12 protein-coding genes are annotated in these 16,540 nt (G+C 70.0%); 5 read left to right on the top strand and 7 right to left on the bottom strand.

The genetic code is table 11. The features are described 5' to 3' along the window. Positions 1–15: 15 nt before the first annotated feature. The 3 genes from BUB75_RS02395 to BUB75_RS02385 form a co-directional block, all read right to left on the bottom strand. Positions 16–1,218, bottom strand: a complete 1,203-nt coding sequence (locus BUB75_RS02395; RefSeq protein WP_218617241.1) for a cellulase family glycosylhydrolase — start codon at positions 1,216–1,218, stop codon at positions 16–18. Between the two features lie 159 nt (positions 1,219–1,377). Beyond that, entirely contained in the window at positions 1,378–3,561 is a 2,184-nt protein-coding gene (gene uvrB / locus BUB75_RS02390; RefSeq protein WP_084740139.1) for an excinuclease ABC subunit UvrB, read from the bottom strand. A gap of 43 nt (positions 3,562–3,604) precedes the next feature. Then, entirely contained in the window at positions 3,605–4,057 is a 453-nt protein-coding gene (locus BUB75_RS02385) for a MarR family transcriptional regulator (RefSeq protein WP_073252625.1), read from the bottom strand. 245 nt (positions 4,058–4,302) lie between these two features. On the opposite strand from BUB75_RS02385, the gene BUB75_RS02380 reads away from it, so the two are divergent. Both BUB75_RS02380 and BUB75_RS02375 read left to right on the top strand, forming a co-directional pair. Then, entirely contained in the window at positions 4,303–5,226 is a 924-nt protein-coding gene (locus tag BUB75_RS02380; RefSeq protein ID WP_073250947.1) for an ABC transporter ATP-binding protein, read from the top strand. Positions 5,227–5,254: 28 nt separating this feature from the next. Then, positions 5,255–6,946, top strand: coding sequence for an ABC transporter permease (locus BUB75_RS02375; RefSeq protein WP_073250945.1), 1,692 nt, complete (start codon positions 5,255–5,257; stop codon positions 6,944–6,946). 106 nt (positions 6,947–7,052) lie between these two features. Here BUB75_RS02375 and coaE read toward each other — a convergent pair whose 3' ends face one another. Genes coaE through rpsA form a run of 3 tightly spaced genes read right to left on the bottom strand, consistent with a single transcriptional unit; the run spans position 7,053 to position 10,194 of the window. Further along, on the bottom strand, positions 7,053–7,994 hold the full coding sequence (gene coaE, locus BUB75_RS46040) for a dephospho-CoA kinase (RefSeq protein ID WP_073250943.1): 942 nt from the start codon (positions 7,992–7,994) through the stop codon (positions 7,053–7,055). A gap of 47 nt (positions 7,995–8,041) precedes the next feature. Next, positions 8,042–8,653, bottom strand: coding sequence for a hypothetical protein (locus BUB75_RS46035; protein ID WP_178379743.1), 612 nt, complete (start codon positions 8,651–8,653; stop codon positions 8,042–8,044). A gap of 38 nt (positions 8,654–8,691) precedes the next feature. Further along, positions 8,692–10,194 (bottom strand): 30S ribosomal protein S1, encoded by a 1,503-nt coding sequence (gene rpsA, locus BUB75_RS02360; RefSeq protein WP_073250939.1) that lies wholly within the window; start codon positions 10,192–10,194, stop codon positions 8,692–8,694. 532 nt (positions 10,195–10,726) lie between these two features. Between rpsA and BUB75_RS02355 the strand changes: the two genes are divergently transcribed. Then, positions 10,727–11,581 (top strand): class I SAM-dependent methyltransferase, encoded by an 855-nt coding sequence (locus tag BUB75_RS02355; protein ID WP_073250937.1) that lies wholly within the window; start codon positions 10,727–10,729, stop codon positions 11,579–11,581. Between the two features lie 117 nt (positions 11,582–11,698). Here the strand turns inward: BUB75_RS02355 and pgfA are convergent, their stop codons facing one another. After that, on the bottom strand, positions 11,699–12,676 hold the full coding sequence (gene pgfA / locus BUB75_RS02350) for a cell envelope lipid trafficking protein PgfA (RefSeq protein WP_084740137.1): 978 nt from the start codon (positions 12,674–12,676) through the stop codon (positions 11,699–11,701). 335 nt (positions 12,677–13,011) lie between these two features. On the opposite strand from pgfA, the gene BUB75_RS46030 reads away from it, so the two are divergent. Further along, positions 13,012–14,919, top strand: a complete 1,908-nt coding sequence (locus BUB75_RS46030) for a hypothetical protein (RefSeq protein WP_073250933.1) — start codon at positions 13,012–13,014, stop codon at positions 14,917–14,919. After that, entirely contained in the window at positions 14,916–16,487 is a 1,572-nt protein-coding gene (locus tag BUB75_RS02340) for an acyltransferase family protein (protein WP_073250931.1), read from the top strand. Before BUB75_RS46030 ends, BUB75_RS02340 begins: the two co-directional genes overlap by 4 nt. Positions 16,488–16,540 lie beyond the last annotated feature (53 nt).

Raw genomic sequence — 16,540 nt, 5'->3', positions numbered from 1 at the left:
CCTCGGTGGTGATCGTCAGAGCGTCTGCAGCGCGCCGAACGCCTGCCGGATGTTCGCGAGCGCCACCAGCTGCGGCTTCGCGGTTCCGTCGGCCTCCATGATCCGGTAGCCGTACTGGTGCCCGTAGCTGTCCGACGGCGTCTTGTACCCGCAGTACGTCACCGCGAGCTTGACCTGCGGCCACTGGTTCCACGCCAGGTAGAACGACCGCGAGATGTAGGACGCCGCGGTCTCGTCGTCCGGCACGCCGAACAGCCACACCTGGCTGCTCGGGATCCCGACGTTGGAGTGGACGCTGAAGCCGAACTCGGTCCACCAGATCGGCTTGGCACCGTCACCGTTCGCCGCCATCAGGTTGATGATCGCGGGCATGTTCGTCATCCGCGCCTTACCGGTGATGTCCGTAGACTCCGGCGCCTTGGTCTGGTTCCCCTGGTACGGGTGGACGCCCATGATGTCGAAGTAACCCTTGGCACCGTTGGCGTAGCAATCCCGGATGAAACCGTCATCGGTCTGGCTCGGCCCGGCGAAGATCACCGGCAGCGTCGGGCGCCCGGCCTTGATCGCCGAGTACGCCGCCTTCAGGATCGGCACGTACTTCACCGCACGCTGGTAGGCGTCGCCGATCCCGCAGAACTCGGCCAGGTTCGGCTCGTTCCAGACCTCGATCGCGAGCAGCTTCGAGCCGAACGTCGACGCGAGCCACGTCAGCCAGGGCTTGATCGCGTTGGGGTCGGTCGGGTACTGCTTCACCTCGCTACCGGTGTTCGGCCGCGACCACGCCGGCGACTGGTGAACCGTGAGGAAGACCTGCATACCGCGGGCGCGGATCGCGTCGATGACGATCGCGAGCCGCTGGTGGTACCACTGGCTAGCGGTCGGGGCGACGTTCGTGGGCTGCGCGGACGACCAGCCGACGTCGACGCGCAGGACCTGGATGCGCTGGGCCGCGAGCGTGTCGAGGTGCTTGTAGAACATCGCGTTGGGCGTGAGGCTGTTCCAGTACATGTCCCACGTGCCGTGGAACTGGGCGCCGACGACCGGCGGCGCGGCGTTCTGCGCCACGGTGGCGTCGCCGGATACTTCCTCCGCCTGGCCGGCGAAGCTCTCGCCGGTCGATCGAGTGTCGGTGCCCAGGTCGAGGTCGCTGAGTAGAGCGGCGCCGGCAATAGCGGGGACGGCGATCGCAGCGGCGCCGAGCAACTTACGACGGTCCATCGTCATGAATCCTCCGTGAGAACAATCCTTGTTCTGACGGTGGCTTCATCGGAACCGGGGGTTGTCGCGCCGAGTGTCGTCCGGGAGCCGGACGGTTGTGGATCCAACCGCCGGCCGTCCCGCAACCTCGCCGCCTCGCGGCCTCGAGCAGCCCGGAGGCTACTTCACGTTGGCGGCGTCCATGCCGCGCAGTTCCCGCTTCAGCTCGTTGATCTCGTCCCGGAGCCGGGCCGCGAGCTCGAACTGCAGCTCTCGCGCCGCCGCCAGCATTTGATCGTTGAGCTGCTGGATCAGGTCGGCGAGCTCGGCACGCGCCATGCCCTCGCGGTGGGCGCCGACGCCGACGGTCGCCTTCGACTTCAGCCCGGGAACCGGCGACTTGCCGCGGGACTGCTGCCTGCCGGAGCCGCCGATCAGCTCGCCGCTCTCGTTCTCGGCCGCCTCCCGGTAGATGTCGTCGAGGATGTCGACGATCTTCTTCCGCAGCGGCTGCGGGTCGACGCCACGCTCGGTGTTGTACGCGATCTGCTTCTCGCGGCGCCGGTTGGTCTCGTCGATCGCCCGCCGCATCGACGGCGTGATCTGGTCGGCGTACATGTGGACCTGGCCGGAGACGTTTCGGGCCGCACGGCCGATCGTCTGCACCAGCGACGTCTCGCTGCGCAGGAACCCCTCCTTGTCGGCATCGAGAATGGACACCAGGCTGACCTCGGGTAGGTCGAGGCCCTCGCGGAGCAGGTTGATGCCGACCAGCACGTCGAAGTCGCCCTTGCGGAGCTCGCGCAGCAGCTCGACCCGCCGCAGCGTGTCGACCTCGGAGTGCAGGTAGCGCACCCGGATGCCGAGTTCCAGCAGGTAGTCGGTGAGGTCCTCGGCCATCTTCTTGGTCAGCGTCGTGACCAGGACCCGCTCGTCCTTCTCGGCCCGGACCCGGATCTCGTGCACGAGGTCGTCGATCTGCCCCTTGGTGGGCTTGACCAGCACCTCCGGGTCGATGAGTCCGGTCGGGCGGATGATCTGCTCGACGAACTCGCCCTTCGCGCGGCCCATCTCGTAGTTGCCCGGCGTGGCCGAGAGGTAGACGGTCTGCCCAACCCGGTCCTGGAACTCCTCCCACTTCAGCGGGCGGTTGTCCATCGCGCTCGGCAGCCGGAAGCCGAACTCGACGAGCGTCCGCTTCCGCGACATGTCGCCCTCGTACATGCCGCCGATCTGCGGGACGGTGCCGTGCGACTCGTCGATGACCAGCAGGAAGTCGTCCGGGAAGTAGTCGATCAGGCAGAAGCCCGGCGAGCCGGGATCGCGGCCGTCGATGTGGCGGGAGTAGTTCTCGATGCCGGAGCAGAACCCGACCTGGCGCATCATCTCGATGTCGTAGGTCGTGCGCATCCGCAGCCGCTGCGCCTCCAGGAGCTTGCTCTGCCGCTCCAGCTCGGCCAGCCGGGTCTCCAGCTCGGCCTCGATGCCGCGGATCGCCCGCTCCAGCCGCTCGGGGCCGGCGACGTAGTGCGTCGCCGGGAAGACGTGCAGCTCGGTCTCCTCGTTGACCACTTCGCCGGTGAGCGGGTTGAGGTGGTAGAGCCGCTCGATCTCGTCACCGAACATCTCGACACGGACCGCGAGCTCGTCGTAGGCCGGGATGATCTCGACCGTGTCGCCGCGGACCCGGAACGTGCCCCGGGTGAAGTTCAGATCGTTCCGCGTGTACTGGACGTCGACCAGCCAGCGGAGCAGCTTGTCGCGCTCGATCTCCTGACCGACCTTCAACGGGATCGACCGGTCGATGTACTCCTGCGGCGTACCGAGGCCGTAGATGCAGGAGACGGTCGCGACCACGATGACGTCGCGCCGGGTCAGCAGCGACATCGTCGCGGAGTGACGGAGCCGCTCGACCTCCTCGTTGATCGAGGAGTCCTTCTCGATGTAGGTGTCGGTCTGCGGGACGTACGCCTCGGGCTGGTAGTAGTCGTAGTACGAGACGAAGTACTCGACCGCGTTGTTCGGGAGGAGCTCGCGGAACTCGTTGGCCAGCTGGGCCGCGAGCGTCTTGTTCGGCGCGATCACCAGCGTGGGCCGCTGCAGCCGCTCGATCAGCCAGGCCGTGGTCGCCGACTTGCCGGTACCGGTGGCACCGAGCAGCACGACGTCGTTCTCGCCCGCCCGGATGCGCCGTTCGAGCTCGTCGATCGCGGCCGGCTGATCACCGGCCGGGTCGTAGTCGCTGACCACCTCGAACCGGCCCGGACGCCGGACGATGGACGTCGTCTCGCCGTGGGCAACGGCGTCGTCGCGCAGGCCCTCCGGCGCGTTCGGACCGGAGGCAGGTCGGGCTGACGGACTCATGCGAACCACGGTACGTCGAGGGTCCGACAGAACGCGTCGCGATCTACGCCTCGGCGTCGCTCGACGCTTGCCGCGCCGCCCGGCGCTCGTCGCGGGCCCGCTCCCAGTGGCTGAGCATCGTCGGCATCTCAGCGCTGATGAACGAATAGAAGTCCCGCATCTCGGCCAACCGATGACCGGCGACTGAGTCCTCCCCGACCTTACCGACGCCGTCCGCGGCCAGATCGATCATCTGCTGCACGACCTGCTTGTTCTTCTCCAGCATCGCCTCGTACCAGCCGTTGTCGGCGATCCGGTAGTGGTCGCGACGGCTGCCGGGAGCCGGCACCCGCTCGACGATGCCGATCGTCGTGAGTGACTTCACCGCACCCGAGATCGCCCCGGCGCTGGCCTGCAGCAACTCGGCGAGCTCGGGCATCGTCAGCGTCGGCGACTCGGTCACGACCAGAGCGGCGTACACCCTGGCGACCATGCGCTGGAGACCCCAGTTCGTCATCACGAGCGCGAACCGCTCGCGGAAGTCCGCCCGGATCGCCTCGTCGGCATCGCCGCTCTCCGGGACGGCGTCCGACGACGGCTGCGAAATCAGCTCGATGGCGACCTCCGCGCCTCCCGCACCCCTGCTGGCCTCCGGTCTCACCAGCGCTCCCTTCCACCGACGTCGCGTCTTTCGATACTGCCCTGCCTCGAACATTCTCGCCAATCTTCACAAATTTGTGAAGACTCGATACCGTCAGAACTATGGCTTCCAACGACAGTGTCTCGGCCATCGAACTCGCCGGGGTCGTGAAAACGTTCGGGCCGGTCCGCGCACTCGACGGACTCGACCTCTCAGTCCGTTCCGGCGAGGTCCACGGTTTCCTCGGGCCCAACGGCGCAGGAAAGACCACCACGATCCGGGTTCTGCTCGGGCTACTGCGCGCCGACTCCGGGCAGGCGCGGCTACTCGGCGGCGACCCGTGGCGGGACGCGGTCGCCCTGCACAGACGGCTCGCCTACGTTCCCGGCGACGTCAACCTCTGGCCGAACCTGTCCGGCGGCGAGGTGATCGACCTGCTCGGCCGGGTCCGCGGCGGCCTCGACCCGCGCCGCAGGGCGGACCTGCTGGAGCGGTTCGAGCTCGACCCCCGCAAGAAAGCCAAGACGTACTCGAAGGGCAACCGGCAGAAGGTCGCGCTGGTCGCCGCGCTCGCCTCCGACGTCGAGCTGCTGATCCTGGACGAGCCGACGTCCGGCCTCGACCCGCTGATGGAGGCGGTGTTCCAGCAGTGCATCAACGACGAGCGGACGAACGGCCGCACTGTGCTGCTCTCCAGCCACATCCTGGCCGAGGCCGAGAAGCTCTGCGACCGGGTGAGCATCATCCGCTCCGGCCGGGTCGTGGAGACCGGCACCCTCGCCGACCTGCGCCACCTGACCCGCACCTCGATCGAGGCCGAGCTCACCCGCGAGCCGGACGGCCTCGCCGATCTGCCGGGCCTGCACGACGTCACGGTGGCGGGCACCCGCCTGATCTGCCAGGTGGACGCCGAGTCGCTCGGGACGCTGCTGGGGCGGCTCGAGCAGTTCGGCATCCGCAGCCTGGTCAGCCAGCCGCCCACGCTCGAGGAACTGTTCCTGCGCCACTACAGCGACGAGCCCGCGCTCAACGGCGCGCGGGCATGACCGCCTCGTCCGGAAGGGAGGTCGTCCGATGACTACGCTCGCCAGTCCCCCGCGTCCGGCCGACGCCCGGACGCGGGCCGCCCGGGGCGCCGGTGGCCTCACCGGCACCGGCACGCTGTTCCGCCTGGCCCTCCGCCGCGACCGGGTCCGCGCCACCGCCTGGACGCTCGGCCTGGTCCTGTTCACCTACAGCCAGGCCGCTCCGCTGAAGGGGCTCTATCCGACCCAGGCCGACCTCGACCGCTTCGCTCGCGCCTACGGCAGCGACGCCAACCCGGGCCTGGTCGCGCTCACCGGCCCGCCGCGTGCGCTCAACACGTACGGCGGCGCGACGGCCTGGCAGGTCCTGACGTTCGCCGCCGTGCTCCTCGGGCTGATGAGCTTCCTGCTCGTCATCCGGCACACCCGGGCCGAGGAGGAGGCAGGCCGGTCCGATCTGGTCGACGCCGGGCCGGTGGGCCGCTACGCCCGGCTGACCGCCGCCCTGCTCTACGTCACGCTGCTCAACGTCCTGATCGTGCTGCTCACCGTCGGCGCGCTGGCCAGCATCGAGGGCATCCCGGCAGGCGGCTCACTGGCGCTGATGGCCGGCTGCGCGTCGGTCGGTCTGGTGTTCGCCGCGGTCGGCGCGCTCGCCGCCCAGCTGACCGAGCACGGCCGCTCGGCGGGCGGCATCGCCGGTGGCACGCTCGCCGCCGCGTTCCTGCTCCGGGCTGCGGGCGACTCCGCGGCGGCGAGCGACTCGTCGCTGTCCTGGCTGTCCTGGCTCTCGCCGATCGGCTGGGCCGAGGCGATCCGCCCCTACGCCGGGAACCGCTGGTGGGTGCTGCTGCTGCCGGCGGCGACGGTCCTGCTGCTGCTCGCCGCCGTGGTCGCGCTGCGGATGCGACGGGACGCCGGAGCGGGCGTGTTCCGGCCCGGGCTCGGTCCGGCCACCGCATCCCGCTCGCTCAGCGGGCCGGTCGGCCTGGCCTGGCGCCTCCAGCGGGGCAGCATCATCGGCTGGGCGATCGGTGCGGCGATCGGCGGCGGCGCGTTCGGCGGCCTGGCCCAGGACATGGTGACCGCCGCGGAGAACGACCCAGAGACCGTCGAGATCCTGCGCGACTACACCGGCGCGGGCGGCAGCCTCGCCGACGTCTACCTCTCGATGATCTATCTGATCATGGGCATGGTCGTCGCCGGTTACGCGGTCGGCGCGGTGCTCCGGGCACGCACCGAGGAGGAGTCCCTCCGCGCCGAGCCGGTGCTGGCCGCCGCGGTCGGCCGGGTCCGGTGGGCCGGGGCGCACGTGCTCTGGGTCGCGGTCGGGTCGGCGGCCATCCTGATCGCGTCCGGGCTGGCGGCCGGGCTCGCTCACGGCGTGCGAGCCGGCGACCTCGGGTCCGAGATCGTCCGCCAGGTGGGCGCCGCCCTGGGTCAGTGGCCGGCCGTGATGCTGCTGGCCGCGGTCGCGGTGGCACTGTTCGGGCTCCTCCCGCGGCTGACCGCGGTCAGCTGGGCGGTGCTGCTGGCCGCGATCGTGATCGGACAGTTCGGCGAGATCCTCCAGCTCCCGAGCTGGCTGATGGACCTCTCCCCGTTCACCCACCTGCCGAAGCTGCCCGGCGCGCCGCTGGACGGTGCGTCCGCCTACGCCCCGTACGCGTGGCTGGCCGCGCTCGCGGCGGCGCTGACCGTCCTCGGCCTGGCCGGCTTCCGCCGCCGCGACATCGGCTGAACCCACCGCGGCGGCCTGCCAAGTCCGGCCGCCACGCCTGCCGCGGCCGGCCGTCACGCCCGCCTCGACCGCCGCGGCAGGCCGCCGCGCCCGCCGCGGCAGGCGTTTACGACGCGAGGAATAGCCGGGCCGGGCGGCCGGGGTCGGCGGAGTGGGCGGTGGCGCCGTCCGGGTACGGCTCGGCGCCGACGATCCAACCGGATCCGGCCAGCGCACCCGCCGTGGATCGCACCGCTTCGGCGTCCGGAAGAACGACCCGCAGATCCAGCACGTCGGGCACCGTCGCACCGGGCGTCGGCATTTCGGTCGGGCCCACGTGCTCGACCAGCAGGTCGGGCCGGTGCAGCCAGGTCCGCAGCCGCGCAGCGGCGCGGGCGTACTGGGCCGGCCAGGTCGGGTCCACCGGCCCTGGCCGGGACGGCAGCGGCGCCGGTACGCCCTTGGCCAGCCCGGCCGCGTACGGAGCGAGCCGCAGCTCCCAGAGCTCGGCGATCGCGTCGCGCAGCCGGTCCAGCGGGCCCGCGTTGTCGAGCAGGACATCGGCCGCCGCGGCCCGCTGCTCGTCGGTCGCCTGCACGGCGATGCGGGCGCGGGCGTCCTCTTCGGGCATGCCGCGGAGGCCGGTGAGCCGCTCGATCCGGACGTCCTCCGGCGCCATCACGACGACAGCCAGGTGGAACCCCGCCGCCAGCCCGCCCTCTACGATCAGCGGGATGTCGTGGACGACCACCCCGTCGGACGGCGCGGCCGCGACCCGCTCGGCGGTCAGCGTCCCGATCAGCGGATGCAGGATCCCGTTGAGACGGGCGCGGGCCGCGTCGTCGCCGAACACCACGCGGCCCAGCTTCGGCCGGTCGAGCGTGCCGTCCGCGGCCAGCACCTCGGTGCCGAACGCCTCGACGACCGCCGCGAGCCCCGCTGTCCCCGGTTCGACGACCTCGCGGGCCAGTCGGTCGGCGTCGATCACCACCGCACCCTGTTCGGCGAGCGCCGTCGCCGCCGCGCTCTTCCCCGCACCGATCCCACCTGTCAACCCGATCCTCAGCACGGCACCATCCTTCCCGACGCGGAGCCCGCCGTCGGCCGATCCGCCGCTCAGCCGGGATCCACCCGCCGGACGCTGGCCAGCGTCGCCTGCCAGTGCAGCGGTCCGTCCGGGGGTAGCGCGAGGTAGAGCGCGGTGTCCTGGAACGCGTTTCCGGTGGCGACGAACGTCCGCGTCAGTAGGTGCCAGTCGCGGTCGGTGAACGCGGCGGTCACGGATGCGTCGGTCGGGCCACGATCCGCGGCGCCGTTCGTGACCCGCAGGGTCACCGGGCGTCCGGACGCGTTCAGGTCGCGGACGTAGAGCTGCATCCGGTACGAGCGACCGATCCGGAAGAACTCGTCCGGTCGCGCCAGCCCGGCGAGGAGGAATGCCCACGCTCCGCTGTCGCCTGACCGGCGGAGCTCCACCGCGGCGTCGGCACGGCGCGGGCCGTCGATGCCGGTGATCCGCTCCATCGTGACCTGATCGGCCTCCGCCGCGACGACCCAGCCGATCAGGCCGGAGGCGACCCGTCCGTCGAGGACCGACTCGTCCCGGTGGCGGTCCGGCAGCGGCGAGACCAGCAGGACCGATAACCCCGCGGCGGCGAGCGCCACCCAGACCACGGCCAGGACGAGCACACGAAAGGGGCGCCGCGAACGAATTCGCGGCGCCCCCATCAGCGTTCCCGGCGAGCGTTCGAACGCTCGCCCATTACTCAGCTACGGCCGCCGGCCAGCTTCTCGCGCAGCGCGGCCAGGGCCTCATCGGTCGCGAGCGTGCCGGTCGCCGCCGAGTCGTCGCTCCGGGGGCTGCTGGAGCTCGTGGAGCTGCCGCCACCGGTGGACGCCGAGTCGGACGAGTACGAGGTCTCCTCGGCAGCGGTCGCCTCGGCCGCGCGGGCCTCCGCGATCTGCTTCTGGTGAGCCTCGAAGCGGGTCTGCGCCTCGGAGTACTGGCGCTCCCACTCCTCACGCTGCTTCTCGTAGCCCTCGAGCCAGTCGTTCGTCTCGGGGTCGAAGCCCTCGGGGTAGACGTAGTTGCCCTGCTCGTCGTACGTGGCGGCCATGCCGTACTGAGTCGGGTCGAACGAGTCGGGGTCGATGGCCCCCTCGTTCGCCTGCTTCAGCGACAGCGAGATCCGGCGACGCTCGAGGTCGATGTCGATGACCTTGACCATGATCTCGTCGCCGACGTTGACGACCTGCTCCGGGATCTCCACGTGGCGCTCGGCCAGCTCCGAGATGTGGACCAGACCCTCGATGCCCTCGTCCACGCGGACGAACGCACCGAACGGCACCAGCTTGGTGACGCGGCCGGGAACGACCTGGCCGATCTGGTGCGTGCGGGCGAACTGACGCCACGGGTCTTCCTGGGTCGCCTTCAGCGACAGCGAGACGCGCTCGCGGTCCAGGTCGACGTCCAGAACCTCGACCTCGACCTCCTGGCCGACCTCGACGACCTCGGACGGGTGGTCGATGTGCTTCCAGGAGAGCTCGGAAACGTGGACCAGACCGTCGACGCCGCCCAGGTCGACGAAGGCACCGAAGTTGACGATCGACGAAACGACGCCCTTGCGGACCTGGCCCTTCTGCAGCTTGTTGAGGAACTCGCTGCGGACCTCGGACTGGGTCTGCTCCAGCCACTGGCGGCGGGACAGGACCACGTTGTTGCGGTTCTTGTCCAGCTCGATGATCTTCGCCTCGAGCTCGCGGCCGACGTACGGCTGCAGGTCGCGGACGCGGCGCATCTCCACCAGCGAGGCGGGGAGGAAGCCACGGAGGCCGATGTCGAGGATGAGACCACCCTTGACGACCTCGATGACGGTGCCGGTGACGACGCCGTCCTCGTCCTTGATCTTCTCGATCGTGCCCCAGGCCCGCTCGTACTGAGCGCGCTTCTTGGAGAGGATCAGGCGGCCTTCCTTGTCCTCCTTCTGGAGGACGAGGGCCTCGACGTGGTCTCCCACGGAGACGACCTCGGCCGGATCGACATCGTGCTTGATCGACAACTCGCGCGAGGGAATGACGCCCTCGGTCTTGTAGCCGATGTCGAGCAGGACCTCGTCACGGTCGACCTTGACGATCGTGCCCTCGACGATGTCGCCGTCGTTGAAGTACTTGATGGTCTCGTCGATCGCGGCGAGGAAGGCCTCTTCCGAACCGATGTCGTTGACCGCTACCTGCGGGGTGGTCGGCTGGGCCTCGGTGCTGCTCGTCATGTGGGCGGTTGCTCCGGATTGGGACAATGAGTCGTGCCGTGCGTCGTGGGCTCGCCGCGGACGCGAGCCGAAAACACTCCAGTCACACCCCGGTGCCAACGGGCGCGACTCGGGCGCACTCGGACCCGATCACGCATACGGCTGCGAGCCTGCTCCCTACTGAGGCACGGTCAGCCCATAACGCGTTCTCAAGCCTACCGTGCAGGCGGCCTTAAGGTCCAACGCGCGTTCCCTCGTACCGCTACCTGCGAGTAGACACCTGCTCAACACCGGATCCGGGCCCGCAATTCCGCCCTCCGAAACCGGAATGCCCGGCATGGCTAACGACCGTCTCGCCGGCGACTCCTGTCACCGGCACCGTCGAGGGCCCGGCGGATCGACGCGCCGCGTCGATCCGCCCGGCTCGTACGCGTCGGCCGGGGCTCCTGGGAGGTTCGAGCCCTCGGCACAACTGAACCCTTTTCCACCTCCGGCCTTCTCCGAGGGTCGAGGGGCCTCAGCAGTCGCCGGTCGAAAAGAGTTCACTGGAACCGTGCAGAACTCTACGGACACGGACGGCGGCCCCCAGCGGTTCAGCGCCGTCCAGCTGCTCGGCACCACCGGGATCATCCATCGTCCGGTCGGTCCGGCGGAGAGCCGCTCGGCGAGCCGGCTCTGGTGGGACGCCGACGCCGACGACTACCAGGCCTCCCACGGCGAGTTCCTCGGCGACGTGCGGTTCCGGTGGTGCCCGGAGGGGCTGACCGAGGAGGACGCCGGGCTGCTCGGGCCGGTGGCGGGCCGGGACGTGCTCGAGGTCGGCTGCGGCGCGGCGTCCTGCTCGCGCTGGCTGGCCACCCAGGGCGCGCGCCCAGTGGCGCTGGACCTCTCCGCGGGCATGCTCCGGCACGCGCGCGCCGCCAACGACCGGTCCGGCGTCGACGTCCCGCTGGTCCTGGCCGACGCCGGCGCGCTGCCGTTCCCCGACGCCAGCTTCGATGTGGCCTGCTCGGCGTTCGGCGCGGTGCCGTTCGTCGCCGACTCCGCCGCCGTGATGCGCGAGGTCCACCGGGTGCTGCGGCCCGGCGGCCGCTGGGTGTTCGCCACCACCCACCCGCTCCGCTGGGCGTTCCCGGACGACCCGGGCCCGGAGGGGCTGACCGTCTACCACTCGTACTTCGACCGGACGCCGTACGCCGAGTTCGACGACGACGGGCGGGCGACGTACGTCGAGCACCACCGCACCCTCGGAGACCGGGTCCGCGAGCTCGTCGCGGCCGGCTTCCAGCTGGTCGACCTCGTCGAGCCGGAATGGCCCGAGGGACACCAGGAGGTCTGGGGGCAGTGGAGCCCGCTGCGCGGCGCGCTGGTGCCGGGTACGTCGATATATGTGTGCCGCCGCGACTGACCGAATAAATCGGGCGTAAACAGCACAGTGCCGACCCCCTTTTCCCGGGGGTCGGCACTGTTTTGTCAAGCTTGTACGAACGCCTAGGTACGTGTCCGTACCTAAGCGGACGAAAACCTACGTTCGAGCCGGCGCCGGATTGTCCGAAGGCGTCGACGGCTTCGACGGCCGGTACGACGATTCATCGGTGCCGCCGCGACGAAGCGCGAGGAACAGTCCGAGCAGGATCAGCACGACACCGAGCACGCCGACCACCAGCGGTGCCACGGTCTTCACTAGAGTGATCTGTGAGATCGAGTCCTCGGCGAGGCCGACGGCCTCGTCGATGGTCTGCTCGTCGAACGTGAGCGTGGCCTCGAACAGCGTCAGCTTGTCGGTGCCCGCTGCGTCGCGCAGCGTCTGCTTCTGCTGCTCCTGGCCCTTCAGCACGATGCCGGTCTTCGGCTCCACCCACACCGTACGGACGTTGGTGTAGTACCGGTCCGCGGTCACGTCCGGCTCGGCGCTGTCGACCAGCTCACCCGGGACTTCCAGCTCACCGATCTTGGTGGGCGGGATCTCCATCTCGTACTTGTACGTCTCGAGGCCGTTGATGTCCTCGCTGCTCACGTACTTGGCGGTGTACGGCTTGCGGGTGGTGGTGTCGAAGTACTGGTACGACTTCTTCTCCGCGCCGAACGGCCACTTGTAGATCAGGCCCTCGTGCTCGGTCGGCTCGTCGTCGACCGCGGCGTCGAAGCCGGGCTGCGACTCAGCCGTGGTCCGGTCGAGGCCCACGTGGTCGCTGGAGAACGTGATCTGCTTGTTGTTCCGCGCGTCCTCGACGACCAGGAACGCGTCGAACACAACGACGTCGTCGGTGCTCTCCTCAGGGTCGGCCCGCACGGTGCGGGTCGCTTCAACCGGGACGTTCTGCTGCACGGTGAGCGAAGCAACGTCGAAAACGGTTGCGCTGTCGGATGTGGCGACACTGATCGTGTACTGATCCAGTGGTGTTTTCACCAGATTCGACGCCACATAGGTGGGCAGCATGACTGCTGCAACCACCAAAAAGGTTCCGAGTGCCAAAACCACGGCACCCACGACACGACGCATGAGGTTCCTCCCAGGAGACCTGCACTTCAAAGCTGTTTTCCCCGAGCGATCCCGCAGAGGTTACCAGTGAGTAAACTCACCGGGGGCGCATTCGCATGGTTCCCTCGAAGCAGTTTTGTGCGGGATATCTCCGCAGGTCGTGGGCTGCCTGCACGGTCCGGAACGAGTTGACTACTCGCCGGTCGCGAAGGCGTGGCACGACCGACCGAACCGGGGCGACGAGGACGGTGTGAGAGCAGATGACGACGTACCTGCCGACGGCGCCGACGCGGGGTGAGCCGAGTCGGCGCGTCGGTGGATCCAGAGCGCTTCATCCGTACGCACTCGTCACAGCAGTGATCGCGGCTGTCCACGCCGTCGTCATCGGGGCGCTGGGGGTGGCGGGCTACTTCTACCTCGACGACATCGACATGACCGCGGAAGCGGCGAAGCACCCGTTCGGGTGGGACTACATCACGCTCCCGCTCAACGACCACCTGACGCCGGGCCTGCGCACTTTCTACTGGGTCAGCGCGCATCTGGCGCCCTACGACAACGACTCGACGGTCGTCGCCCGGTTGGTGCTGCAGACGGTGGCGACGCTGCTGATGGCGTACCTGCTCGCCCAGTTGCTCGGCCCCGGCCGGGCCGCGCTGCTCGGGCTCGGCGTCTACGCGTTCTCGCCGCTGCTCGTGCCGTCGTTGCTCTCGCTGTCCAGCGGCGTCAACCTGGTGCCGACGCACATCGGCATCCTGCTGCTGCTGGTCATGCACATCCGGTACGAAGCCACCCGGCAGTTGAAGTACGCGGCGTTCGGCGCGCTCGGCGTCCTGCTCGCGGTGTGTTTCTGGGAGAAAGCGGCGCTCAGCGTCGCGTTGGCCCCGCTGCTCACGCTGCTCTACCTGAGCCGGGGTGGCATCCGGGCGCGGATCGGCGCGCTGTTCCGCTCGTGGCTGGCCTGGCTGATCTACGCGCTCCCGATCCTGGCGTTCTTCGTCGTCTTCCTCACCGGCGACTACGCCTCGTCCGGCAAGACCCCGTCGATCGGCGCCACCTGGGACCTATTCTCGGACGCGTGGGTGGGATCGATCGCCCCGGCGATGATCGGCGGTCCGTGGACCTGGTTCTCGCTCGACATCGTCTACTACAGCGCCTCGTCGCCGGGAGCGGTCGCGATCGTCGCCGGGCAGGTCGCCGCGTTGGTGCTGAGCGTGATCGGCGTCCGGCGGAACGGCTGGTGGGCGCTGCGCGCGTGGCTGCTGCCCGGGAGCGTGCTGGCCGGCACCGCGGTCCTGCTCGCCGCCGGCCGGTTCGAGTACGTCGGCGTGATCCTGGCCCGCAACTTCCACTACCTCTCCGAGATCACGATCGCGCTCGTGCTCGCCGAAGTGATGCTGCTCGTCGTCCCCGACCCGGACGCGGTCGCGGCCAGAGGCCGGCACGGTCTGTGGCCACCGGAGCCCGCACCGGCCGCACCGGCTGCCCCGGCACCGGCCGGACGCCACGCGGCGCCGGACGACGAGGAGCCGGACCAGGGCGCACTCCCGCCCGCACCGGCGGGTGACGGGGTCACCCGGCCGGTCGGAATCGGCCTGGTGATCGCGGTCGTCGCCTACGCGCTGAGCTACGGTGCGACCGTCGGCTCGTTCGAGAAGCGCTGGGTGGAGAACCCGATCCGGGATTACATGACGACCGCGCTCCGGGATCTGGAAACGAACACCGAGAAGGGCCAGATCTCGATCTTCGACACCTACGTCGCGGGCACGGTCGCGAACTTCATCAGCACCAACCGGCGCACCTCCGACATCTTCCGTCCGGTCGAACCGCACCTACCGGCCGCCGTGCGATGGGACGATGCAACCCGACCCATGTACATGTTCGACCAGGGAGGCCACCTGCTCCGGGCCCGCTTCGTGGAGGAGGCCACCAGTGCCGATCGGCCAGGCGTGTTCTGCGCGCATCCGTTACGCGGCGTCGGGTCGGTGACCGTGACGCTCGACAAGCGGATCCCCCATCCGGACTCGTTCCTCCGGCTGGACTACCTGTCGCAGACGCCCACGACGGTCACCGTCCAGCTCGCCGACGGTGCGCGCAGGTTCGCGCCCCGCCGGTTCGCCGAGACGACGCTGACGACCGGCAAGTACTCGTCGCTGATGCTCGGAACGCCGAACAAGGCGTACGACCGGGTCGTGGTGAGCAGCACCGATCCGGACGCGATGATCTGTCTGGCGGCGAAGGCCGGACGCCCGGAGCCGGCGCTGTGACGGCCCCGGCGCCCCGGGCCGGAACGCGGGCAGGCGGGCATCTCGACGTCCTCGACGGCGTGCGCGCGCTGGCCGCGTTCGCGGTCGTCGCTACCCACGCCGGGTTCCAGACCGGCCGCGCGGTCGAGGGTTTCTTCGCCCCGTTCCTCGCCCGGCTCGACTTCGGCGTGACGCTGTTCTTCCTGCTGTCCGGGTTCCTGCTCTACCGGCCGTTCGTGGAAGCCGCGGTCGACCTCCGGCCCCGGCCGGAGTCCAAGGCGTTCTTATTACGGCGGTTCGCCCGGATTTTCCCGGCTTACTGGGCGCTGCTCGCGCTCACGATGCTGATCCGCCCGTGGGAGCACTCGACCGGGTTCACGATCCAGCGCACGACGTGGACCGACTGGCTCGAGTACGCGACGCTCACCCACATCTACTTCGGCGACAACCCGCACCAGGCGCTGACGCACATCTGGAGCCTCGTCGTCGAGATGTCGTTCTACCTCGCGCTGCCGCTGATCGCCGCGGTGTCGCTCAAGGGCCGCCGCCCCCGCCGGATCATGCGGCGCCAGACGATCGCGCTCGGCGTGCTGCTCGCGATCGGCCCGCTGTGGGGTCTGGTCATCCACCAGATCCCGGTGCTGCGCGACCAACTCGCGTTGCAGTGGCTGCCCGCGTACCTGGACTGGTTCGCGCTCGGAATGATCCTCGCGTGCCTGCCCTCGGCGGCGTCGGTCGGGGCGTGGCCGCGGCTGCGCAAGCTCGCCGAGGACCTGGCCACCGCGCCCGGCACCTGCTGGATCATCGCCGGGATCCTGTTCGCGCTCTCGATGACGCCGGTCGCGGGCCCGTACACGCTGGAGGCCGCCACCACGTCGCAGTGGATCGCGAAGCACCTTCTCTACGGCGCCACCGCGTTCTTCATGCTGCTGCCGCTGGTCTCCCCCGCCCCGGCCGGTGGACGCACGCACCCGCTCCGGGCCGTGCTCACCGACAAGCGGGTGCGCTGGCTCGGCGAGATCAGCTATGGCGTCTTCCTGTTCCACCTCGTGCTGATGTTCACGCTGGTGGAGGCGTTGAACCTGGAGCTGTTCCGCGGCGGCTTCAGCACGCTGTTCCCGCTCACCGTGGCGGCGGCGATCGTCGTCGCGGCGCTCAGCTACCGCCTGCTCGAACGTCCGGCCCAGAACTACGTCCGACGCCGTACCCGGCGCGGGGCGGCCGACATCCAGGCCAAGGACGCCGCACCGGCGACCGACCCGACGCCGACGCCGTCCGACGCCGAAGCACCGCAGTTCCCCGCGCCCGATCCGGACGCGCCGCGCTCGCCGCTGCCGCCCCCGCCGGAGCCGGCCGTGCCGTGGGAGTACCAGCACCCGGTGCAGCTCGGGCCCTGGGTCCCGCAGCAGCCGACGACACCCGACGCCGAGGCGGAGCGGTCCACCGAGCCGATCCCCCGGATGCCACCGCCGCCGGACAACTCGCTTCCGGTCGGGCTACCGCCGGGAGGCGCTCCGCCGGTCGGGCCGCCGCCGGTGGGTCCGCCGCCCGGCTGGCCGGCTCCTCCGCCGCGGCGTCCCGCCGACTGATCCCGCTCCCGCTGTGTAGCAGCCTGTCGCGGTTCCCACCGCGACAGGCCTTC

It is taken from the genome of Cryptosporangium aurantiacum (genome assembly GCF_900143005.1).
In the GTDB taxonomy this organism is placed as follows: domain Bacteria; phylum Actinomycetota; class Actinomycetes; order Mycobacteriales; family Cryptosporangiaceae; genus Cryptosporangium; species Cryptosporangium aurantiacum.
The sequence above is the reverse complement of the archived record's forward strand: the minus strand, read 5'-3'. Positions and strand labels throughout refer to the sequence as shown.

Coding starts and splice junctions, on each gene's coding strand:
- rpsA (WP_073250939.1), bottom strand. CDS start 10,194: ATGACGAGCAGCACCGAGGCCCAGCCGACCACCCCGCAGGTAGCGGTC.
- BUB75_RS02380 (WP_073250947.1), top strand. CDS start 4,303: ATGGCTTCCAACGACAGTGTCTCGGCCATCGAACTCGCCGGGGTCGTG.
- BUB75_RS02385 (WP_073252625.1), bottom strand. CDS start 4,057: ATGACGAACTGGGGTCTCCAGCGCATGGTCGCCAGGGTGTACGCCGCT.
- BUB75_RS46035 (WP_178379743.1), bottom strand. CDS start 8,653: ATGGGGGCGCCGCGAATTCGTTCGCGGCGCCCCTTTCGTGTGCTCGTC.
- BUB75_RS02375 (WP_073250945.1), top strand. CDS start 5,255: ATGACTACGCTCGCCAGTCCCCCGCGTCCGGCCGACGCCCGGACGCGG.
- BUB75_RS02395 (WP_218617241.1), bottom strand. CDS start 1,218: ATGGACCGTCGTAAGTTGCTCGGCGCCGCTGCGATCGCCGTCCCCGCT.
- pgfA (WP_084740137.1), bottom strand. CDS start 12,676: ATGCGTCGTGTCGTGGGTGCCGTGGTTTTGGCACTCGGAACCTTTTTG.
- uvrB (WP_084740139.1), bottom strand. CDS start 3,561: ATGAGTCCGTCAGCCCGACCTGCCTCCGGTCCGAACGCGCCGGAGGGC.